This is a genomic window from Streptomyces sp. NPDC008079, assembly GCF_042957385.1.
In the GTDB taxonomy this organism is placed as follows: Bacteria; Actinomycetota; Actinomycetes; order Streptomycetales; family Streptomycetaceae; genus Actinacidiphila.
On the sequence record NZ_JBIBIC010000026.1, the window covers coordinates 1 to 20396 of the forward strand.

Here is a 20396-nt window from a genome sequence, read left to right on the forward strand (position 1 = left end):
GCGACGATGACCTTGCAGACCGCGATGATGTCGTCCCAGTGGTCCGCGACCCAGTCGACCGCCTTCTCCCACCAGTGCTTGTTCCTGATCCCCGCGTCGCTCGCTTCGTGCAGCGCGTGCTGGGCGGTAGAGGCCGCGTTGTCCCGCAACTGGGCGGCGTCGGCGGCGAGCTGCTTGGCCGCGTCCAGCTTCGCCTGCGCGCTGTGGACAGCCGTCGAGGCGGTGGTGTGGGCGCTCTGAGCGTCCGTGGCATTACGGGCCGCCGCACGCACCTCCTCCGCCGACGGCGGCGGCACGTCCGGCTTCGGGTCCTCCTGGTAGGACTTCGACTTGTCCTGCGCCCGCTTCACCCACGCATCAGCGTTCGTGAGCTGCGACTTGGCGGTGTCCAGCTCCTGGCGGGCGGTGCGCCCCTGCGCCAGCGCCCGGTCCGCGTCACCCTGCGCCGTCTCCAGCTTCGGCCAGTAGTCATCCAGAGCCCCGGACGCGAGGCGGTAGGACCGCTCCAGCTTGTCCAGCTCACCGGGAAGGTCCCCGAACTGCTGCCGGTACGCGTCACCGGAAAGGCCCGCCCACTCCTGGACGACGGTGTCACCGCTCAGACCCCGCACCGACCGCAGCGCCGAGGCGACATCATCGGCGAAATCCCCCAGCTTCCGCGCGAGTTCCCTCACCTCGAACGGATCACCCGGCACCGGATCCCGGTCCAGATCCAGCACATCCCAATCCGTCGGACGAGCCATCGCCAGACACCCCCGCCCCCGTACGACAACCTCGACTCAACGCATCATGCCCACTGGGACGGTGCGCGCAAGGGGGCCGGTTCCCGGGGGCCCGGGGAGCGGGGTCAGATGAGGTCGACCTTGGCGCTGGGCGGGAAGCCGACGCGGCGGGCGAATTCGGCGATGCCGGTGAGCTGGTCGCGGCCGAGGGAGAAGTCGAGGGTGGTGAAGTAGCGGCGGAGCAGGTCCTGGTCGAAGGACTCCCAGCGGGCGGCCTGTTCCGCGACCTTCTCGACCTCTTCGAGGGAGAGGTCGCGGGAGGCGAGGAAGGCGCGGTGGACGTCGCGGACGGTGTCGGGGCGGGCGGTGAAGTAGTCGCGGCGGGCGGCCCAGATGGCGAAGACGAAGGGCAGTCCCGTCCAGTCCTTCCACATCTGGCCGAGGTCGTGGACCTCAAGGCCGAGGCGGGGCGCGTCGTGGAGGGAGGCGCGCAGGGCGGCGTCGCCGATGAGGACGGCGGCCTGGGCCTCCTGCATCATCAGCGAGAGGTCGGGCGGGCAGCGGTAGTAGTCGGGCGTGACGCCGTACCGCTCGGTGAGCAGGAGTTCGGCGAGGCGGACCGAGGTGCGGCTGGTGGAGCCGAGGGCGACGCGCTGGCCGTCGAGGCGGTCGAGCGGGAGCTGGCTGACGATCACGCAGGACATGACGGGGCCGTCGCAGCCGACCGCGATGTCCGGGAGGGCGACGAGCTGGTCGGCGTGCTTCAGGTACTCCATGAGGGTGACCGGGCCGATGTCGAGGTCGCCCTCGACGAGCTGGGCGCTCAGCTTCTCCGGGGTGTCCTTGGTCAGCTCCAGGTCGAGCAGCGCGCCCGTTCTGGCCAGGCCCCAGTAGAGGGGGACGCAGTTGAGGAACTGGATGTGGCCGACCCGGGGGCGGGTCCGGCCGCTTTCGGCGTCACGCTCAGAAGTGTCCACCTGTCGGACGCTACTCCTGGGTCGGGGCCGTACCGCGCCGGGGGGCTTCGGGGTGTCCTCGCGGTGACGGTCGCGGGACGCCCGCGCCGACCGCCCCGAGACGGTCGGCGAACCGTCCCGCGCCGACCGCCGCGAGACGGTCGGCGAACCGCCGTGGGACCGCCGTACGGCCCGCCCTCGGCCCTCCCCCGGCACCCCCTCCGCGACCCCTTCCACGGGCTCGAAAAGACCGATCTTGAGACCCTTCCCCGGCCTCGACCCTGCGTGCTACGCTCATCGCAAGTTGCAGTTTGGTTTCCCTTGCAGTACAGAGCCTGCGGAGCATGTAACCCGCAGGCTTTTGTAGTTTTCAGACTTCGCAGTTGCAGGTTCTGGAGCAGGGCAACCCTTTGGGCCCAAGGAGGGCTTTATGGCTACCGGAACCGTGAAGTGGTTCAACGCTGAAAAGGGCTTCGGCTTCATCGCCCAGGACGGCGGCGGCCCGGATGTCTTCGTTCACTACTCCGCGATCAACGCCTCCGGCTTCCGCTCCCTCGAGGAGAACCAGCCGGTGACTTTCGACGTCACGCAGGGCCCGAAGGGTCCTCAGGCGGAGAACGTCACCCCCAGCTAGTCCTTGGACTAGCTCAAGGGTAGAGATCACATCGCCCGAACCTGCAGTACCAAGGGGCCCCGCACTTCCGTGCGGGGCCCCTGCCTTTTACGGGTCAGCGAGGCCGCTTCCGGTACAGCTCCTCGATCTCCTCCGCGAAGTCCCGCGCCACCTTTGAACGCTTCAACTTCATCGACGGCGTGAGATGTCCGCCCTCTTCGGTGAATTCCACCGGAAGCACCCGGAATTTCCGGATCGACTCGGCTTGTGACACCGAGGAGTTCGCGTCGTCCACCGCCTTCTGGAGTTCCGCCAGCAGCTCCGGATCGTCGACGAGCTGGGCGGGCCGCAGCCCCTCCTTGTGGTGCATCCGCTGCCAGTGCCCGAGGCCGTCCGCCTCCAGGGTCAGCAGCGCCGCCACGAAGGACCGGTTGTCGCCGACGACCATGCACTGGCCGACCAGCGGATGCGCCCGCAGCCGGTCCTCCAGCGGCGCCGGGGCGACGTTCTTTCCGCCCGCCGTGATGAGGATCTCCTTCTTCCGGCCGGTGATCGTCAGATAACCGGCCTCGTCGAGCGCCCCGATGTCCCCGGTCGGGAACCAGCCGCCCCCGGAGTCCCGTCCGGGAGGTGCCACGGCAGCCCCCGGTACGCCGCCGGGCGCGTTCCAGTACCCGGCGAAGATCTGGCCGCCGCGCAGCAGCACCTCGCCGTCCGGCGCGATCCGTACCGCCGTGCCGGGCAGCGGCCAGCCGACCGTGCCGAGCCGGGGGCGCAACGGCGGGGTCACGGTGGCCGCCGCGGTCGTCTCCGTCAGGCCGTACCCCTCGAAGACCATCACGCCCGCGCCCGCGTAGAAGGCGGCGAGCCGCTTGCCCAGTGGTGAGCCGCCGCAGATCGCGTACCGCACCTTGCCGCCGAGCGCGGCGCGTATCCGCCGGTAGACCAGCGGGTCGTACAGCGCGTGCGCCAGCCGCAGTCCGAGCGAGGGTCCGCCGCCCGCACCGGCCTGCTGGGCGACGACTGCCTCCCCGTACCGCTGCGCGATCCCGGCGGCCCGGTCGAAGGACGCCGCCCGGCCGATCTTCTCCGCGGTGGCGCGGCCGGTGTTGTAGACCTTCTCCAGGACGTACGGGATCGCCAGCAGGAACGTCGGACGGAACCCGGCCAGGTCGGCGAGCAGGTCCTCGGTCGCGATGCTCGGCGCGTGCCCGAGGCGTACCCGGGCGCGCAGGCAGCCGATCGCGACCATCCGCCCGAAGACGTGCGAGAGCGGCAGGAACAGCAGCGTCGAGGCGGGCTCCTCGCTCACCGAGGTGAACACCGGGTGCAGCAGATCGATCGCGTTGTCGACCTCGGCGAAGAAGTTGCCGTGCGTCAGGACGCAGCCCTTCGGGCGGCCGGTGGTGCCCGAGGTGTAGATCAGCGTCGCCACCGACCCGGGCGTCAGGGTCGCCCGCCGCCCTTCCACCAGCGCGTCCGGCAGCGTCCGGCCCTCCGCCGTGAGCTGCGCCAGCCCGCCCGCGTCGAGCTGCCACAGATGCAGCAGGTCCGGCAGCCCGCGCCGCTCCCCGCTCACCAGGCGGCTCTGCTCCACGTTCTCCACGACGCACGCCGCCGCGCCCGAGTCCGCCAGGATCCACGCCGTCTGGGACGCGGACGACGTCGGGTAGATCGGCACCGTGATCAGGCCCGCCGCCCAGGCCGCGAAGTCCGTCAGCGTCCACTCGTACGTCGTCCGCGCCATGATCGCCAGCCGGTCGCCCGGCTTCAGCCCCGCCGCGATCAGGCCCTTCGCGACGGCCACCACCTGGTCCCTGAACTCCCGTGCCGTGACGTCGTGCCACTGGGCCCGGACGTCCTTCCTGCTCAGCACGGGGTCGTTCGGGGCCTCCGCCGCGTTCGTGAACGGGATGTCGGCCAGGCTTCCCTTCTGCGGCGGCGGTACGAGGGGCGGGACCCCGGCCTGGACGACTCGGTCGCCGTCCTTGAGGGTTTCGGGTTCCCCGCTGGTACGTGTCGGCATGCTGCGGCTCCAGACGTGGTGAGGGTTTCCCCCTGCCGGGGGGGGTGAGCAAGGCGCTGTGCCGGCGGAACCGTCTTTCGTCAGCGGACCGCGGGTCAGGGGCGCTCCAGGACGGCCGTCACGCCCTGGCCGCCGGCGGCGCAGACGGAGATGAGGCCGCGGCCCGTCCCCCCGCGCTCCGCGAGGAGCCCGGCGAGGGTGGCGACGATCCGGGCGCCGGTGGCGGCGAAGGGGTGCCCGGTGGCGAGGGAGGACCCGGCGACGTTGAGGCGGGCGCGGTCGACGGCGCCGAGGGGGCCGTCGAGTCCGAGCCGCTCCGCGCAGTAGTCCTTGTCCTCCCAGGCGGCGAGCGTGGCGAGGACCTGGGAGGCGAACGCCTCGTGGATCTCGTAGAAGTCGAAGTCGGCGAGGCCGAGCCCGGCGCGGGCGAGCATGCGGGGCACGGCGTAGGCGGGGGCCATCAGCAGCCCCTCCTCGCCGCCGACGTAATCGACGGCCGCGGTCTCGTACGCGGTGAGGTAGGCGAGCGGTTCGAGCCCGCGCTCGCGCGCCCACTCCTCGGTGGCGAGCAGGACGACGGCCGCGCCGTCGGTGAGGGGCGTGGAGTTGCCCGCGGTCATGGTGCCGTCCGGGCCGCCGTACACCGGGCGGAGCCTGGCCAGTTTCTCGACGGTGGAGTCGGGCCTGAGGTTCTGGTCGCGGTCCAGGCCGCGGTACGGGGTGACGTACGGGTCGAGGAACCCGCGGTCGTACGCGGCGGCGAGGTTGCGGTGGCTGGCGGCGGCCAGTTCGTCCTGCGCCTGGCGGGTGATGCCCCAGCGCTCGGCGGTGAGCGCGGCGTGCTCGCCCATGGACAGGCCGGTGCGGGGTTCGGCGTTGCGCGGGATGTCGGGCGCGAGGTGCCGGGGCCGTACGGCGGTCAGCGCGCGGGCCCTGGCGCCGGCGGACTTGGCGCGGCGGGCGGCGAGCAGGATGCGGCGCAGGTCGTCGTTGACGCCGAGCGGCGCGTCGCTGGTGGTGTCGGCGCCGCCCGCGATGCCGGAGTCGACGACGCCGAGGGCGATCTTGGCCGCGACCGCGAAGACGGCCTGGAGGCCGGTGCCGCACGCCTGCTGGATGTCGTACGCGGGGGTCGTCGGGTCGAGGACGCTGCCGAGCACGGTCTCGCGCGCGAGGTTGAAGTCGCGGCTGTGCTTGAGGACGGCGCCCGCGGCGAACTCGCCGACGCGCTGGCCGCGCAGGCCGGTGCGGTCGGCGAGGCCGTCGAGGGCGGCCGTGAGCATGTCCTGGTTGGAGGCGGTGGCGTACGGGCCGTCTGAGCGCGCGAAGGGGACGCGGTTGCCCGCGACGACGGCGACACGGCGGAGGGTCTGCATGCGATCTCCCAGGGCTCCCCGAGGGCGGCTCGGGGCTCTTTGCCGAAGCCCCGGGCTCCTTGCCGGAACCCAGGGCTCTGTGCTGGACCTCAGAACTCTGTGCTGGACCTCAGAACTCTTTGCTGGAACGGTGACTCACCAGTAGCCTTACCGCCGGTAAACTTACTCCAGAGTAAGGAGAAGGCCAATGGCCGATCGCTACCTTCGTCTGACCGGCACGGCCCCCGGCCGCTTCCTCACCCGCCGCCTCGGCCTGCCCCAGCCGACCCCGCTGCTGCGCTGGTCCGCCGAGCACCCCCGACTCGACGGTCCCGTGCTGCGGTTGACGGCGGGCGAGGCCGTACCCGCTCCGGCTCCCGCGTCCGCCGCTCCGTACGCCGCCGTCGTCCTCGACGCCACCGGGATCGCCGAACCGGCCGGGCTCGGCGCCGTGCACGCCGCCCTGCACCCGCTCGTACGGTCGCTCGCCGCCTGCGGTCGGATCGTCGTACTCGGCGCGCGTATCGACCCCGCCGACCCGCACCAGGCCGCCGCCCAGCAGGCGCTCGAGGGCTTCACCCGCTCCCTCGGCAAGGAGGTCGGCCGGGGCAGGACCGTACAGCTCGTACGACTGGCGCCCGGTGCCGACGCCGAGGCCGCGCTGGGGTTCCTGCTGTCGCCGAAGTCGGCGTACGTCAGCGGGCAGGTCATCGAGGTCGGCCCGGCGGTGTCCGGGACGCAGGCCACCGCGCGCGAGGGCGCCCGCGTCGCGCTCGTCACCGGCGCGGCCCGCGGCATCGGGGAACAGGTCGCCGCGACGCTGGCCAGGGACGGCGCGCACGTCGTCTGCCTCGACGTGCCGCAGGCCGCGGACGCGCTGGCCGCCGTCGCCGCCCGGCTCGGCGGCAGCGCGCTGCCGCTGGACATCACGGCGCCGGACGCGGGCGAACGGATCGCCGCCGCGGCCCCCGACGGCCTCGACGTACTCGTCCACAACGCGGGCATCACCCGTGACCGCAAGCTCGCCAACATGGCCGCCGACCGTTGGGACCCGGTCCTGGACGTCAACCTCGGCAGCGTGCTGCGCACCACCGACCACCTGCTGAAGTCCGGCGCCCTCACCGCCCACGGCCGGATCGTGGCCACCGCCTCCATCAGCGGCATCGCGGGCAACGCGGGCCAGACCAACTACGCCGCGTCCAAGGCGGGCGTCATCGGCTTCGTCCGCGCCCTGGCCGCCGTCCCCGAGGTGCGCGAGCGCGGCATCACCGTCAACGCCGTCGCCCCCGGCTTCATCGAGACGCGGATGACCGCCGCCGTTCCCCTCGTCATCCGCGAGGCGGGCCGCCGGATGAACTCCCTCGGCCAGGGCGGCCTTCCCGTCGACGTCGCCGAGACCGTCGCCTGGCTCTCGGCCGCGGCCTCCGGGGGGATCACCGGGCAGGTCGTCCGCGTCTGCGGGCAGTCCCTGCTGGGGGCCTGACCATGGCCCTCATGCTGACCCTCGGCCGGGGCGTGGTGACCGGCATCGGCAAACGGCCCTCCGCGACCGCCCCCGTGCCGCCGGTGCGGCTCACCGCGCCTGCCGTACGCGTCGACCCGGCGCGGCTCGCCGCCTACGCCTCGGTCTGCGGCTTCCCCGCCTCCGGCGCGGGCCCGCTCCCGCTCACGTACCCGCACGTCCTCGGCTTTCCGCTGGCCGCGCGGATCATGGCCTCCCGCGCCTTTCCGCTGCCGATGCTGGGCCTCGTCCACACCTCGATCTCGCTGGTCTCCCGCGCGCCGCTGACCGCCGCCGACCGGCCCGACATCACGGCCTACGCGGCCGGGCTGCGCGGGCACCGGCGGGGTACGGAGGTGGAGCTGGTGACGGAGGCGCGGGTGGACGGGGAGGTGGTGTGGGAGGACCGCAGCACGTATCTGGCCCGGCATGGGGGCGGGGCGGGGGGCGGCTCGGCTTCTGGGGGTGTTGGCGGGCGCGGGGGCGGCGACCGGGCGCCGTTGCCCGTGGTGGGCGAGTGGCGGTTGGCCGCCGATCTCGGGCGGCGGCATGCCAGAGTGTCGCGGGACTACAACCCGATTCACCTTTATCCGGTGACGGCGCGGATGCTGGGGTTTCCGCGGGCTATCGCGCATGGCATGTGGACGGTTGCGCGGTGTGCTGCCGAGGTTCCGGAGGCGGAGGGGCTTGAGGCCGTCTTTCACGCTCCGGTGCTCTTGCCGGGGACTGTCACGTACGGGGCTGCCGCCGGGGCCTTCGAGGTCCGCTCGCCCGGGCGTCTCCATCTCACCGGGGTCGTCTCCGGCCCGTAGGTTCGTTGTCTTTGTCTTGCCCTACGGGCCGGGCGGGGCGGGCAAGACAGAGCCCTACGGGCCGGGAACCCAACGCCGCCCAGCCATGAGGTTGGACAGCCCGGCCCACGCGAAATTCATCAGCGTGGCGGCGGACTCCTTGCCCGAGGCGCCCCCCCGATGCGCCGCCCCCCACCCCGCCAACGACTCGGCCGCGCCGACCAGCGCGTGCGCCAGACCCGCGACCTCCCGGTCGGCAAGAGCCTCGTCACAGGACGCCCCACCGTCCCGCGCCGCGGCAGCGATCAGCTCGGTGACGAAGGCGACGATCTCCGCCCGCATCACGGCCACTTCGGCCGCGAAGGGCTCACCGACCGTACGGGCCTGGCTGTAGAGCACGGTCCAGCCGTCCGGATGGGCCTCGGTGTGCTCGAAGAAGCCGAGCAGCCCGCTCCAGAGCTGCCGGTCGGCCGCGGCGCCGGGCTCCACGGCGGCGCGCACGGCCGCCTTCAGCGCCTCGGCCTCGCGGCGGATGCAGGCCGTGAAGAGGTCGTCCTTGGAGTTGAGGTAGAGGTACACGAGCGGCTTGCTGACCCCGGCCGCCTCGGCGATCTCGTCCATGGACGCGGCGCGGTACCCGCGCCGCGCGAAGGTCGCCACCGCCGCGTCCAGCATCTGCTGCTCGCGTACGGCTCGCGGCACCCTCTTGCCCCGCACAGCCACCAGCCCCACCTCTCCCCTTGCGACTCCCCCCGGGGGGACACCCCGAGGGCCACCCCGGGGCAAGCCTAAGGGGCAGGCGTCAGGCGGTGTGCGGCTCGGCGTCGCGCGCGGTCTCGCGGGCGGAGTCACGCGCGGCGTCGTCCGCCTCGTCCTCCATGGTGATGTTCGCGGCGAGGTTCAGCCGCGTGCGCTCCACCCGGTCGGACACCTGACGGGCCGCCTGCTCGCGGGCTCCGCGCAGGAGCACCCAGCTCAGGGGCGCCGACACGATCAGCGCGAGCAGGACCACCCACAGGTAGTTCGAGTCCCCCAGCCCCGCTGGCAGGACATGCAGCCGGACCAGCCCCCAGATGACGCCGAAGGAGGCGACGATGAGGCCGAAGCGCAGTGCGGTGTAACGGAACATGCCTTCAGTGAAGCACGCCGCCTCCGCGCCGGAGGAAGAGGGTGTGCGACCCGGAGCACCGGCCGCCCCTCGGAGCGTCGCGCCGACGTCACAGCGTCAGGAGCATCACGATGTCGTCGCGGTCGTCACCGGGGGCGACCCGGATGGCGGCCGGAATGCGGCCGACCTCCTTGTAGCCGCAGGCGGCGTAGAAGAGGTCGACGCCGGTGCCGCCGCGGCAGGTGAGGCGGACGGCCTCGATGCCGTGGAAGCCGCGGGCCGCTTCCTCGACGGCGGCCATGAGCGTACGGCCGTGGCCGCGGCCCTGGTGGGAGGGGTGGACCATGAGCGTGTAGAGCCAGATCCAGTGCGTCATGAGCCGGTGGCTGTTGTACGCGAGGAAGGCGGTGGCGGCGACGCGCCCGTCCTCGTCGCGGCCGACGAGCAGGCGGCGTTCGCCGGAGCGGACGGCGGCCAGTGACCGGTCCATGTCGGGACGGACGTCGTCCGGGGTGACGGGAGGCACGAAACCGACGGCACCCCCCGCGTTGGACACATCGGTCCACAGGGCGAGGATGCCGTCGGTCAGTTCGTCGTCAATGAGCGGATCAAGCTCACAGGTAAGACCCATAAGGGCAGCTTACCCATTACTAAAGCGGAGCGCTGTCACCGGCGTCACACCCGCATCGGCTGCGGCGACTCCCGGCGCGACTCGTCGGGGCCCGGGTACTCCCGGATGATCTCGTAGCGGGTGTTCCGCTCGACCGGCCGGAACCCCGCGTCGCGGATGAGGTCCAGGATGTCGTCCCGCGTGAGCTTGTTGGGCGTGCCGTAGTCGTCGGCGTCGTGCGTGATCTTGTACTCGACGACCGAGCCGTCCATGTCGTCCGCGCCGTGGTTGAGGGCGAGCTGCGCGGTGGACAGGCCGTGCATGACCCAGAAGACCTTGACGTGCGGCACGTTGTCGAAGAGCAGCCGGGAGACCGCGAAGGTCTTGAGCGCTTCCGCGCCGGAGGCCATCGTCGTACGGGCCTGGAGGGTGTTGCGGACCTTGCCGTCCTTCATGTCCACGAAGTCGTGCTGGTAGCGCAGCGGGATGAAGACCTGGAAGCCGCCGGTCTCGTCCTGGAGTTCACGCAGCCGCAGGACGTGGTCGACGCGGTGCTTCGACTCCTCGATGTGGCCGTAGAGCATGGTCGAGGGGGTCTTGAGGCCCTTGGAGTGCGCGAGGCGGTGGATCCGGGACCAGTCCTCCCAGTGGGTGCGGTGGTCCACGATGTGCTGGCGGATCTCCCAGTCGAAGATCTCGGCGCCGCCGCCGGTCAGCGACTCCAGGCCCGCCTCGATGAGCTCGTCCAGGATGTCGGAGGCCGACATGCCGGAGATCGTCTCGAAGTGGTGGATCTCCGTGGCGGTGAACGCCTTGAGCGACACCTGCGGCAGCGCTTCCTTGAGCGCCTTCAGCGAGCGCGGGTAGTAGCGCCACGGCAGCGACGGGTGCAGGCCGTTGACGATGTGCAGCTCGGTGAGGTTGTCGCCCTCCATCGCCTTGGCGAGCTTGACCGCCTCCTCGATCCGCATCGTGTACGCGTCCTTCTCCCCCGGCTTGCGCTGGAAGGAGCAGTACGCGCACGACGCGGTGCACACGTTCGTCATGTTGAGGTGCCGGTTGACGTTGAAGTGGACGACGTCACCGTTCTTCCGCGTGCGCACGTGGTGGGCGAGGCCGCCCAGCCACGCGAGGTCGTCGGACGCGTAGAGCGCGATGCCGTCCTCGCGGGTCAGCCGCTCACCGGCGTAGACCTTCTCCTCCAGCTCGCGCTTGAGCCCAGCGTCCATCTGCTCCTCCTACCAAGTCGACCTCACCGAGGCTACTCCCCCGGCCATCGGCCGGGAGGCACCCCCGTTCACGCCTCTTCGGGAAGCGCCCCGACGCGGTTCTCCCACTTGGTGGACAGCACGATCGTGGTACGCGTCCTGGCCACGCCCTTGGTGCCGGACAGCCGCCGGATGGTGCGCTCCAGGCCGTCGACGTCGCCGACCCTGACCTTGAGCATGTACGAGTCGTCGCCCGCGATGAACCAGCAGTCCTCGATCTCGTCCAGGTCGCGCAGCCGGGTGGCGACCTCTTCGTGGTCGGCGGCGTCACTCAACTGGAGGCCGACGAGCGCGGTCACGCCGAGGCCGAGCGCGGTGGGCGCGACGGTGGCGCGGTAGCCGGTGATCACCCCGGCCTGTTCGAGGCGGTTGATGCGGTCGGTGACGCTCGGACCGGAGAGACCCACGAGTCGGCCCAGCTCCGCGTACGACGCCCGGCCGTTCTCGCGCAACGCCTGGATGAGCTGCCTGTCCACCGCGTCCATCAGAATGGACCCTCCCGTTCGTGCCGCGACTGCGCTGTCCGGACAAGAATCTAAGGCATCAACGGGTGTGCGCCCTGCGCATCTGCTCTTCCGATGCCCGAATCACCCAGGTCCGGACCATCCGGCCCGCAGGAATCGCGCGCCGCGCGGCTCAGCCGCCCGATCCCTCGCCCAGGCCCCCGCCCAGCTCGCCGCGCCAGCGGCGGTACAGCTTGTGCGGCACCCCCGCCGCGTCCAGCGTCCGCCCCGCCACGAAGTCCACCAGCTCCTGGATGTGCGTGGCGCCCGCGTAGAAGGCGGGCGAGGCCGGGAGCACCACGGCGCCCGCGTCGTCCAGCGCCACCAGGTGACGGAGCGTCTGGCCGCCGAGCGGCGTCTCGCGGACGGCGACCACCAGCGGGCGGCGCTCCTTGAGCGTGACGCTCGCCGCGCGCTGGAGCAGGTCCTTGGACAGGCCGAGCGCCACCCCGGCCACGCACGCGGTGCTCGCGGGCACGATCAGCATCCCCTTGGCCGGGTACGAGCCGGAGGAGGGACCGGCCGCCAGGTCGCCCGCGGGCCAGTACCGTACGGCCGACAGGTCCGCGAGGCCGGTGTCGCGGGTGATGTCGGTGGTGCCGTCGGCGCCGCGGGCCAGCCAGCGGGCCAGGTCCTCGCGCCAGTGCGCGTCCCTGAACGGCTCGCCGGTCTCGTCCAGCAGCGTCAGCCGGGCGGCCCGGCTGACCACCAGGTCCACCGCCTCGCCCGCCGACAGCAGCGCGCGCAGCACGGCCGCGGCGTACGGCGTCCCGGAGGCCCCGGACACGCCCACCACCCACGGCCTGCGCTCGGTGTCGTCCATACGGTCGACCCTAACGACCCCGCGATCGACCCGCGCGAGCGGGAACCCGGGAGGCGTGCGCGGACGTTGTGCACACGGGAGAGCACTGGACCTGAGGGGGGCTTCGGTGACGTACGGACAGACCGCGGGACGATCAGCCGGTACGGGAGGGCGCGCCGACTCGCTGCTCGCACCGCTGCGCGCGGGCGGCCGGGTGACGGCCGCCGGCGTCCTCATGCTGGGCTGGGTCGGGCTGCTGTGGGTGATCGAGGCGGTCGACGTGATCGCCGGGCACCGTCTCGACTCGCTCGGCATCGTGCCCCGCAAGCCGGCCGAGCTGATCGACGTCGTCCCGTCCGCCTTCATCCACTTCGGCTTCGGGCACGTGGCCTCCAACAGCCTGCCGCTGCTCGTCCTGGGCTTCATCGCCGCGCTGCGCGGCATCGGCCGCTATCTGGCCGTCGCCTTCACCGTCATCGTGATCGGCGGTCTCGGCGTGTGGCTGATAGCCCCGGCCCACACCAACACCGCGGGCGCCTCCGGGCTGGTCTTCGGGCTGTTCAGCTATCTGCTGGTGCGCGGCTTCGTGGACCGCAGGGCGCTGGACATCGTGGTCGGCGTCGTCGTCGGCGCGGTCTACGGCTCGATCCTGTGGGGGGTGCTGCCGACCGCGAGCGGAGTCTCCTGGCAGGGGCACCTGTTCGGGCTGATCGGCGGCGTGGTGGCCGCGTTCCTGTTCCGCGAACGGACGGTGGCCGTCACGGCGTGACGGCCACGGCACGACGGCCGCGTCGGGACGGGACGGTGTCACGCCGTCAGTCCGCGTCACCGGGTCACCGCTACACCGGGTCACCGCGACACCCGCGACCCCGTGACACCCGCGACCCCGTGACCGTGATCACGCGCTGAAGTGCGCCGATCCCCCGCCAACAGCCCCGTGCCGGGCGGAAACTCCCGCGAGTCACAGCCTCCGCACAGTTATCCTTCTAGTCATACTTTCTTCCGTCACGTCCAAGGAGTCCGTCATCATCACCATGCGCAAGGGCCTTGCCGCCGCCGGAGTCGTGGCCATGATCGCCGCCGGTTCCGCAGCCTGCGGGACGGCCGCGGCCTCCAGCCCGGACACGAAGGTCAAGAACGCTTTCGAGAAGCTCAACGGCGAGAAGTCGCTGACGCTCGGGGTGCGCTTCGACGCCTCGGCGGACCAGATCTACACCGCGCTCCAGGGTGAGGAGGACTTCACCAAGGAGACGGCCAAGACGCTGGCCGACCTGCGGGTCGCGGTCGCCCTCAGCGCCGACAAGGCGTTCAAGGACCTCAAGGACGGCGACAAGAGCTCCTTCGCCTTCCAGCTCGGCGCCGACGGCTCCGGCAAGAAGAGCCTGGTCGACGTCCGGGCCGTGAACGACAAGGTGTACCTGCGCCTGGACCTCAAGGGCTTCGAGACGCTGATCGGCTCCTCCAGCAAGGACGCGGCGCAGCTCAACGAATTCCTCGGCATGGCCGACGAACTGCCCGCCTCGCTCGCCTCGGTGAAGTCCGCCCTCAAGGGCGACTGGATCAGCCTGGACCTGAAGTCCTTCGAGTCCTTCGCCAAGTCCATGTCCAAGGACGGCGACTCGCCGCTCGGCGCGCTCCCCGACACCAGCAAGGGCCTGGACGCCAAGACGCAGCAGCAGGTCGTGGACGCGCTGCGCAAGGCGCTGGTGAACAACGCCAAGTTCAAGGAGCTGGGCAACCACGACGGCGCCGACCACGTCGAGGTCACCGTGCCCGCGCGGCAGGTCGCCAAGGAGCTGGAAGGCAGCCTCGGTTCGCTGACCAGGCAGATCCCCGACTTCAAGCCGTCGGACCTGGAGAAGGTGCCGAACAAGACGGTGGCCGTGGACGTCGCCGTCAAGGGCGGCAAGCTCGCCGGGATCAGCCTGGACGTCGCCCAGTTCGACACCAAGGCCAAGGGCAAGCTGCCCCTGGTGGTCGACGTCAACGGCGGCGCCGACCCGGTCGGCGCCCCCTCCGGCGCCAAGGTCCTCAACCCGCAGGACCTGATGGGCCTGTTCATGTTCGCCTTCGGCCACGGCGACGACAGCTCGGCGGACGACTCCGGCCTGGAGTCGTAAGCACCCGCGCGGGGCCGTACGACCTACGGCCCCGCGCATCGCCTCGCGTGCGCGGCCCGGTCACCAGGACGGCGGTTCTACAGACCGAGGCCGCGCACGCTCAGGTCGAGCAGCGCGCACACGAAGAGCGCGATTCCGATGAAACCGTTCACCTGGAAGAACGCCCGGTTGAGGCGGCTCAGGTCGTGCGGCCGGACGATCGAGTGCTCGTAGAGGAACGCCGCGCCGACGACCGCCAGGCCGATCCACCAGAAGACGCCCGCGTGGGTGGCGAGTCCGTACCAGACCAGCAGGCCCGTGGTCACGGCGTGGCAGACGCGCGCGCCGTACAGCGCGGCCGGGATGCCGAAGCGGGCGGGGACGGACTTCACGCCCTCGGCGCGGTCGGCCGCCACGTCCTGGCAGCCGAAGATCAGGTCGAAGCCGCCGATCCAGACGCCCACCGCGAGCCCCAGGATCACCGCGTCCCACGACCAGGCGCCGGTCACCGCGAGCCAGGCGCCGATCGGGCCCATCGCCTGCGCGACGCCCAGGATGGCGTGCGGGAAGTTGGTGAACCGTTTCCCGTACGGGTAGACCACCATCGGCACCACCGCGATCGGCGCGAGCGCCAGGCACAGCGGGTTGAGCAGCGCGGCGGCGCCGAGGAAGACCGCGACGGCGATCAGCGCGCCGGTCCACGCGGACCGTACGGAGACCGCGCCGGTGACCAGTTCGCGCCCGGCGGTCCGCGGATTACGTGCGTCGATCTCGCGGTCGATGATCCTGTTGCACGCCATGGCGAAGGTCCGCAGGCCCACCATCGCGACGGTGACCAGCAGCAGCTCCAGCCAGTGCACCGAGCCGTCGTCGAGGAACATCGCGGTCAGCGCCGCGGTGTAGGCGAAGGGCAGCGCGAAGACCGAGTGCTCGATCATCACCAGCCGCAGGAACGCCCGCACCGGTTCGCCGCCGCTCGCGCGGGGAGGCCCGGCCTTCGCGCTGCCTCCGTCCAGGATCGCCTCGCCGCTCACAGCCCGTACTCCTTCCAACGCTTGGTCACCCGTTCCGCGGTCTCCGGGTCGGAGAGCACCATTTCCGGCCAGCCGCCGTCGCGGGTGTAGCCCTCCTCCGGCAGCTTACGGGTCGCGTCGATGCCCGCCTTGCCGCCCCAGAACTGCTGGTACGAGGAGTGGTCGAGGTGGTCGACCGGGCCCTCGACGACGGTGAGGTCACGGGCGTAGTCGGTGTTGCCGAGCGCCCGCCAGGCGACTTCGTGCAGGTCGTGGACGTCACAGTCGGCGTCCACGACGATCACGAGCTTGGTGAGGGACATCATGTGCGCGCCCCACACGGCGTGCATCGTCTTCTGCGCGTGCTTCGGGTACTTCTTGTCGATCGAGACGATCGCGCAGTTGTGGAAGCCGCCCGCCTCCGGCAGGTGGTAGTCCACGATGTCCGGAATGATGACCTTCAGCAGCGGCAGGAAGAACCGCTCGGTGGCGCGGCCCAGCGGTCCGTCCTCGGTCGGCGGGCGGCCGACGACGATGGACTGGAACAGCGGGCGCTTGCGCATCGTGACGCAGTCGACGGTCAGCGCGGGGAACGGTTCCTGCGGGGTGTAGAAGCCGGTGTGGTCGCCGAACGGCCCCTCCGGCAGCGTCTTCCCCGGCTCCAGCCAGCCCTCCAGCACGACCTCGGCGTGCGCGGGCACCTGGAGCGGCACCGTCTTGCAGTCGACCATCTCCACCCGCTTGTTCTGCACGAAGCCCGCGAACAGGTACTCGTCGATGTCGCCGGGGAGCGGCGCGGTGGAGGCGTACGTGACGGCGGGCGGGCAGCCGAAGGCGATGGCGACCGGGAGGCGTTCGCCGCGGCGCTGGGCGACCTGGTAGTGGTTGCGGCTGTCCTTGTGGATCTGCCAGTGCATGCCGATGGTGCGCCGGTCGTGCCGCTGGAGCCGGTAGAGGCCGAGATTGCGGACCCCGGACTCGGGGTCCTTGGTGTGCGTCAGGCCGAGGTTGAAGAAGGAGCCGCCGTCCTGCGGCCAGGTGAACAGGGCGGGCAGCGCGTCGAGGTCGACGTCGTCGCCGGTGAGGACGACTTCCTGTACGGGCCCTTCCTTGATCTTCTTCGGCGGCACGTGCGTCATCCCGGCGAGCTTGCCGAACGCCTCCCGCATCCCGACGAAGCCCTGCGGCAGTTCCGGCTTGAGCAGCCCGGCGATCTTGTCGCTGATGTCGGAGTACGCGCTCAGGCCGAGCGCCTTGAGCAGCCGCCGGTCGGTGCCGTACACGTTCATCGCCAGCGGGGCGACCGAGCCGCGGACGTTCTCGAAGAGCAGCGCGGGGCCGCCCGCCTTGTTGACCCGGTCGGTGATCTCGCCGACCTCCAGATACGGGTCGACCTCGGCCTTGATCCGCCGGAGGTCGCCGTCCTTCTCCAGGGCCCGCAGGAACGAGCGGAGATCGTCGTAAGCCATGGGCCCCAGTCTTCCATCCCGCTCCGGCGTCGGACGCGCCGCCTCGTTAGGCTGGGCGTCCTGAGCAATGTTCCGTGGGGGGCCTCTGTGCTGAAGTACCTGCCGTACCTGATGGTGATCGCGCTGTGGATCTACGCCTTCGTGGACTGCCTCGGCACTCCCGAGCGGGAGGTGCGCGGGCTGCCGAAGCTGGTGTGGGTGCTGATCATCCTGTTCTTCGGCGAGGTGCTGATCGGACCGGTGGCCTGGCTGCTGATCGGCCGGCGGCGCGGCCCGGTCCGGGTGCGCACCTCCGAGGGCGCCACGCCCTCGGAGTGGCACCGGGACCACGAAGGGACCCGCGGGCGGCACGAGGACCCGCGCGAGGTCGACGAGCCGCGGCCGCGTACCCGCCAGGTGTGGGTCGCCCCGGACGACAATCCGGAGTTCCTGCGCTCGCTCAGCGAACTGAACAAGCAGAACAGGGAAGGCAAGGACGGCGGCGCGGCCCCGTCCGAGGGCGACCAGGAGGACCCCGCGGGCGACCGGTGAGGAATCCGGCCCCGGGGAATCAGACCCCGGCGTACGAGTGCTTGCCGGTGACGAAGATGTTCACGCCGTAGTAGTTGAACAGGAAGCACGCGAAGGCGATCAGCGCCAGATACGCGGCCTTGCGGCCCTTCCACCCGGCGGTGGCGCGCGCGTGCAGGTAGCAGGCGTACGCGACCCAGGTGATGAACGCCCAGGTCTCCTTCGGGTCCCAGCCCCAGTAGCGGCCCCAGGCGGCCTGCGCCCAGATCGCGCCCGCGATGATGGTGAACGTCCACAGCGGGAAGACCAGCGCGTTCATGCGGTACGCGAACTTGTCGAGGCTCGCCGCCGCGGGCAGCCGGGACATGACGTCGGCCCAGCGGCTGTTCTGCGTGCGGTTGGCGGCCAGCGCCGTCTCGTAGCGGTCGCGGAACAGGTAGAGCAGCGTGCCGACCGCGGCGAGGTAGAAGATCGCGCCGGAGATGATCGCGCACGACACGTGGATCCACAGCCAGTACGAGTGCAGCGCGGGCACGAGCTGGTCGCTGGAGGTGTAGAGCACCGACAGGGCCAGGCCCAGGTCGAGCAGGACCGTCGTGGTGAGGAACAGACCGATCCAGCGGACGTTCTTCTTCAGCACGAGCAGCAGCAGGTACGCGCCGACGGCGACCATGCCGAAGGTGGTGGAGAACTCGTACATGTTGCCCCACGGGGGGCGCTGTACGGAGATGGCGCGGAAGAGGACGCCGCCGAAGTGCAGCAGCCAGGCGAGGGCGGTGAAGGCCACCGCGATCCGGCCGTAGAGGTCGCCCTTCTCGTCGTCGCCCGCGGCGCCGGGGCCGTCGGCGATGCCGCGGTCGCTGGCGGAGGCGCGGGTGATGACCTTGGGGACGATGCTCGGGCGCGGGCGCTCCAGGGTGGTGGTGGCGCCGCCGCGCTGGGCGACCTTGACGGTGACCGCGGGGGCCGCCGCCTTGGCCGCCTCGGCCTCGCGCGTCTCCGCGGCGAGGGCCGCGGACTGCACGGCGACCTTGCTGCGGCTGCCGAAGACCCACTCCGCGAGGTGCGCGAGGAAGGCCAGCGCGTACACGAACATCGCCGAGCGGATCAGGCAGTTGCTGTAGTTCGCGAAGTTCTCGTTGACCGCGGACGCGATATTCACGCGCGGGCTCCTTCGTCGTCTGTCCGGGGGGTTGACTCTACGGGGACCGGATTGTCCGGTTGGCCGGTGCCCTCGCCGGGGCTCTCGACCGTGTTCTCAGCGTTCGCTGCGTTCTCGGCGTTCGCGGCCGTCTCGGCGTTCCCGGCGGAATTCCCGACCGGGTCCTCGTCCTCGTCCGGGAGGGCCGGGGCCTCCGGCTGGAGCTGGAGCGCGATGTCGCCGATCTCCTCGGCGATCCGCACCGACTCGCTGCGGCCGAGGCCGCCCATCTCGACCACGGTGGTGCCGTCGGGGCCGGGCACGGCGCGCACCCAGATCCTGCGGCGCTGGATGAAGAGCGAGCCCATCAGGCCGAGGATCGCGGCGACACCGCTGATCAGCGCGGTCTCGTTGCCCGACTGGTGGGAGACCTGGAAACTGGCCCAGGTCTTGACCCCGGTGAAGGTGAGGCTGCCCGCGCCGTCCGGCAGGGTGATGGCCTCGCCGGGCTTGAGCGCGACGGCGTTGATGCCGGGCGTCGAGGTCTCCAGCTTGAACTGCTTCATCTTCGTCGTGTCGAGCTGGTAGACGTTCTTGGAGACGCCCCCGTCGATGCCGAGGTCGCCGTGGTAGGCGTTGAGGAACAGCAGCGGGCTCTCCAGGCCGGGGAAGAACGAGCGCGGGCCCTGGCCCGCGTCACCGGTCGGCGTGAAGTAGCCGGTGAAGGCGAGCTGCTGCGGCTTGCCGTCCTTGCCGACCGCGTCGGGCACCTTGATCGTGCCGGTGGACGTGATGTTGCTGTCCTGCGGCAGGAACGGCACCGGGCCCCGGAAGGCCACATTGCCCTTGGCGTCCTTGACGGTGACGATCGGCGCGTAGCCGTGGCCGATCAGATAGACCTTCTCGCCGCCGATGCTCAGCGGGTGGTTGGTGTCGATCGTGCCCTTGACGGGCTTGCCGTCGGCGCCGTCCCAGTAGTGGATGTTGGCCTTGAAGACCCGCGGGCTGCCGATGTCGGGCCCGCTGGTCTCGTACGCGGAGTCGAAGCTGTCGAGCTTGAAGCCGAACGGCTTGAGGTCGTCCGCGGTGTAGAGGGTGGACGGCGAGAAGTCGTCGTACTGCGTGAGGTTGTTGGTGAAGCCGTCGCCCTCGACGATCAGCTTGCCGCCCTCGGCCTTGTTCAGCGAGGTGACGGCGAAGGAGATCAGCAGGCCGAAGAGCGCGATGTGGAAGAGCAGATTGCCGGTCTCGCGCAGGTAGCCCTTCTCCGCGGCGACCGAACCGCCGCCGCCCTTGCCGTCCTTGCCGGTGCCGTCGCTCAGCGCGGTACGGAACCGGCGTCCGCGCAGCGCCTGGTGCGCGGCGTGCAGCACCTGCTCGGGCCCGGCGTCGGTGCGCCAGGTCGAGTACGCGGGCAGCCGCGTGAGGTGGCGCGGCGCGGCCGGCGGCCTGGCCCGGAGCTGGCCGACGAACTGCCAGGTGCGCGGGACGATGCAGCCCGCGAGGGAGACGAACAGCAGGATGTAGATCGCCGCGAACCACGGCGAGCTGTAGACGTGGAACATCCCGAGCCGGTCGTACAGCGGGCTGATGCCGGGGTGGGTCTTCTTGAACGCCTCGACCTTGAGCGCGTCGGAGTGCTGCGGGATCAGCGAGCCGGGGATGGCGGCCAGCGACAGCAGGAAGAGCAGGACCAGGGCGATCCGCATCGAGGTGAGCTGCCGCCACATCCAGCGCAGCAGGGCGAGGGTGCCGATCGCGGGCGCGCTGCGCAGGGTGTCGACGGGCTGGGTGCTGAGCTGCGCGCCCGCGGCGCCCAGCCCGTCGCGCTCCTGGGGCGCTTCGCCGCCCGTGCCCTTGTCGTTGCCCTCGCGCGGCTCGCGCTCGGTTTTCTCCGTGACGCTCATGG

20 protein-coding genes are annotated in these 20396 nt (G+C 71.3%); 6 read left to right on the forward strand and 14 right to left on the reverse strand.

Annotated elements, in window-relative coordinates:
* Both ACFZAM_RS34500 and ACFZAM_RS34505 read right to left on the reverse strand, forming a co-directional pair.
* Window positions 1–743, reverse strand: a 743-nt coding sequence (locus ACFZAM_RS34500; protein ID WP_391051916.1) for a putative T7SS-secreted protein, incomplete at its 3' end; no start/stop codon positions are given.
* Between the two features lie 104 nt (window positions 744–847).
* On the reverse strand, window positions 848–1699 hold the full coding sequence (locus tag ACFZAM_RS34505; protein WP_355340492.1) for a menaquinone biosynthesis protein: 852 nt from the start codon (window positions 1697–1699) through the stop codon (window positions 848–850).
* A 409-nt stretch (window positions 1700–2108) separates the two neighbouring features.
* Between ACFZAM_RS34505 and ACFZAM_RS34510 the strand changes: the two genes are divergently transcribed.
* On the forward strand, window positions 2109–2312 hold the full coding sequence (locus ACFZAM_RS34510) for a cold-shock protein (RefSeq protein WP_330793863.1): 204 nt from the start codon (window positions 2109–2111) through the stop codon (window positions 2310–2312).
* A 94-nt stretch (window positions 2313–2406) separates the two neighbouring features.
* Here the strand turns inward: ACFZAM_RS34510 and ACFZAM_RS34515 are convergent, their stop codons facing one another.
* Both ACFZAM_RS34515 and ACFZAM_RS34520 read right to left on the reverse strand, forming a co-directional pair.
* Entirely contained in the window at window positions 2407–4317 is a 1911-nt protein-coding gene (locus tag ACFZAM_RS34515; protein WP_391051920.1) for an AMP-binding protein, read from the reverse strand.
* A 95-nt stretch (window positions 4318–4412) separates the two neighbouring features.
* Window positions 4413–5693, reverse strand: coding sequence for an acetyl-CoA C-acetyltransferase (locus ACFZAM_RS34520; RefSeq protein WP_391051923.1), 1281 nt, complete (start codon window positions 5691–5693; stop codon window positions 4413–4415).
* A 187-nt stretch (window positions 5694–5880) separates the two neighbouring features.
* On the opposite strand from ACFZAM_RS34520, the gene ACFZAM_RS34525 reads away from it, so the two are divergent.
* Window positions 5881–7155: a 3-oxoacyl-ACP reductase gene (locus tag ACFZAM_RS34525; protein ID WP_391051925.1), complete on the forward strand. Its 1275-nt coding sequence runs from the start codon at window positions 5881–5883 to the stop codon at window positions 7153–7155.
* A gap of 11 nt (window positions 7156–7166) precedes the next feature.
* Entirely contained in the window at window positions 7167–7985 is an 819-nt protein-coding gene (locus ACFZAM_RS34530) for a MaoC/PaaZ C-terminal domain-containing protein (RefSeq protein ID WP_391051928.1), read from the forward strand.
* Window positions 7986–8039: 54 nt separating this feature from the next.
* On the opposite strand, the gene ACFZAM_RS34535 is transcribed toward ACFZAM_RS34530, so the two are convergent.
* The 6 genes from ACFZAM_RS34535 to ACFZAM_RS34560 all read right to left on the reverse strand — a co-directional run bounded on the left by ACFZAM_RS34535 (window position 8040) and on the right by ACFZAM_RS34560 (window position 12276).
* Complete coding sequence (locus ACFZAM_RS34535) at window positions 8040–8639, reverse strand: TetR/AcrR family transcriptional regulator (RefSeq protein WP_355340728.1); 600 nt, start codon at window positions 8637–8639, stop codon at window positions 8040–8042.
* A 127-nt stretch (window positions 8640–8766) separates the two neighbouring features.
* Window positions 8767–9093, reverse strand: coding sequence for a DUF4229 domain-containing protein (locus tag ACFZAM_RS34540; RefSeq protein ID WP_391051930.1), 327 nt, complete (start codon window positions 9091–9093; stop codon window positions 8767–8769).
* A gap of 88 nt (window positions 9094–9181) precedes the next feature.
* Entirely contained in the window at window positions 9182–9703 is a 522-nt protein-coding gene (locus tag ACFZAM_RS34545) for a GNAT family N-acetyltransferase (RefSeq protein WP_355340512.1), read from the reverse strand.
* Between the two features lie 44 nt (window positions 9704–9747).
* Entirely contained in the window at window positions 9748–10911 is a 1164-nt protein-coding gene (mqnE, locus tag ACFZAM_RS34550) for an aminofutalosine synthase MqnE (RefSeq protein WP_391051933.1), read from the reverse strand.
* Window positions 10912–10979: 68 nt separating this feature from the next.
* Complete coding sequence (locus ACFZAM_RS34555; RefSeq protein WP_188281655.1) at window positions 10980–11435, reverse strand: Lrp/AsnC family transcriptional regulator; 456 nt, start codon at window positions 11433–11435, stop codon at window positions 10980–10982.
* Between the two features lie 151 nt (window positions 11436–11586).
* Window positions 11587–12276, reverse strand: a complete 690-nt coding sequence (locus ACFZAM_RS34560) for a UbiX family flavin prenyltransferase (RefSeq protein ID WP_391051937.1) — start codon at window positions 12274–12276, stop codon at window positions 11587–11589.
* Between the two features lie 214 nt (window positions 12277–12490).
* Between ACFZAM_RS34560 and ACFZAM_RS34565 the strand changes: the two genes are divergently transcribed.
* Entirely contained in the window at window positions 12491–13024 is a 534-nt protein-coding gene (locus ACFZAM_RS34565; protein WP_355340731.1) for a rhomboid family intramembrane serine protease, read from the forward strand.
* 265 nt (window positions 13025–13289) lie between these two features.
* Window positions 13290–14375, forward strand: a complete 1086-nt coding sequence (locus tag ACFZAM_RS34570; protein ID WP_391051940.1) for a hypothetical protein — start codon at window positions 13290–13292, stop codon at window positions 14373–14375.
* 77 nt (window positions 14376–14452) lie between these two features.
* On the opposite strand, the gene mqnP is transcribed toward ACFZAM_RS34570, so the two are convergent.
* On the reverse strand, window positions 14453–15370 hold the full coding sequence (mqnP, locus tag ACFZAM_RS34575; protein WP_355340734.1) for a menaquinone biosynthesis prenyltransferase MqnP: 918 nt from the start codon (window positions 15368–15370) through the stop codon (window positions 14453–14455).
* A 14-nt stretch (window positions 15371–15384) separates the two neighbouring features.
* Window positions 15385–16836 carry a menaquinone biosynthesis decarboxylase gene (locus ACFZAM_RS34580; protein ID WP_391051943.1) on the reverse strand — a complete coding sequence of 484 codons (1452 nt, stop codon included), beginning with the start codon at window positions 16834–16836 and terminating at the stop codon, window positions 15385–15387.
* A gap of 87 nt (window positions 16837–16923) precedes the next feature.
* Between ACFZAM_RS34580 and ACFZAM_RS34585 the strand changes: the two genes are divergently transcribed.
* A complete protein-coding gene (locus ACFZAM_RS34585; protein WP_355340526.1) occupies window positions 16924–17367 on the forward strand; it encodes a PLD nuclease N-terminal domain-containing protein in 444 nt (147 codons plus the stop codon).
* A 19-nt stretch (window positions 17368–17386) separates the two neighbouring features.
* On the opposite strand, the gene ccsB is transcribed toward ACFZAM_RS34585, so the two are convergent.
* Complete coding sequence (gene ccsB / locus ACFZAM_RS34590) at window positions 17387–18508, reverse strand: c-type cytochrome biogenesis protein CcsB (RefSeq protein ID WP_391051946.1); 1122 nt, start codon at window positions 18506–18508, stop codon at window positions 17387–17389.
* A complete protein-coding gene (locus tag ACFZAM_RS34595; RefSeq protein WP_391051948.1) occupies window positions 18505–20394 on the reverse strand; it encodes a cytochrome c biogenesis protein ResB in 1890 nt (629 codons plus the stop codon). Before ACFZAM_RS34595 ends, ccsB begins: the two co-directional genes overlap by 4 nt.
* Window positions 20395–20396 lie beyond the last annotated feature (2 nt).

Bases quoted from the DNA above. Each gene is read 5' to 3' on its own strand.
- ACFZAM_RS34555 (WP_188281655.1), bottom strand. From the start codon at position 11,435: ATGGACGCGGTGGACAGGCAGCTCATCCAGGCGTTGCGCGAGAACGGC.
- ACFZAM_RS34530 (WP_391051928.1), top strand. From the start codon at position 7,167: ATGCTGACCCTCGGCCGGGGCGTGGTGACCGGCATCGGCAAACGGCCC.
- ACFZAM_RS34525 (WP_391051925.1), top strand. From the start codon at position 5,881: ATGGCCGATCGCTACCTTCGTCTGACCGGCACGGCCCCCGGCCGCTTC.
- ACFZAM_RS34580 (WP_391051943.1), bottom strand. From the start codon at position 16,836: ATGGCTTACGACGATCTCCGCTCGTTCCTGCGGGCCCTGGAGAAGGAC.
- ACFZAM_RS34520 (WP_391051923.1), bottom strand. From the start codon at position 5,693: ATGCAGACCCTCCGCCGTGTCGCCGTCGTCGCGGGCAACCGCGTCCCC.
- mqnE (WP_391051933.1), bottom strand. From the start codon at position 10,911: ATGGACGCTGGGCTCAAGCGCGAGCTGGAGGAGAAGGTCTACGCCGGT.
- ACFZAM_RS34595 (WP_391051948.1), bottom strand. From the start codon at position 20,394: ATGAGCGTCACGGAGAAAACCGAGCGCGAGCCGCGCGAGGGCAACGAC.
- ACFZAM_RS34515 (WP_391051920.1), bottom strand. From the start codon at position 4,317: ATGCCGACACGTACCAGCGGGGAACCCGAAACCCTCAAGGACGGCGAC.
- ACFZAM_RS34535 (WP_355340728.1), bottom strand. From the start codon at position 8,639: ATGCTGGACGCGGCGGTGGCGACCTTCGCGCGGCGCGGGTACCGCGCC.
- ACFZAM_RS34565 (WP_355340731.1), top strand. From the start codon at position 12,491: ATGCTGGGCTGGGTCGGGCTGCTGTGGGTGATCGAGGCGGTCGACGTG.
- ACFZAM_RS34545 (WP_355340512.1), bottom strand. From the start codon at position 9,703: ATGGGTCTTACCTGTGAGCTTGATCCGCTCATTGACGACGAACTGACC.
- ACFZAM_RS34560 (WP_391051937.1), bottom strand. From the start codon at position 12,276: ATGGACGACACCGAGCGCAGGCCGTGGGTGGTGGGCGTGTCCGGGGCC.
- ACFZAM_RS34570 (WP_391051940.1), top strand. From the start codon at position 13,290: ATGCGCAAGGGCCTTGCCGCCGCCGGAGTCGTGGCCATGATCGCCGCC.
- ACFZAM_RS34540 (WP_391051930.1), bottom strand. From the start codon at position 9,093: ATGTTCCGTTACACCGCACTGCGCTTCGGCCTCATCGTCGCCTCCTTC.
- ACFZAM_RS34510 (WP_330793863.1), top strand. From the start codon at position 2,109: ATGGCTACCGGAACCGTGAAGTGGTTCAACGCTGAAAAGGGCTTCGGC.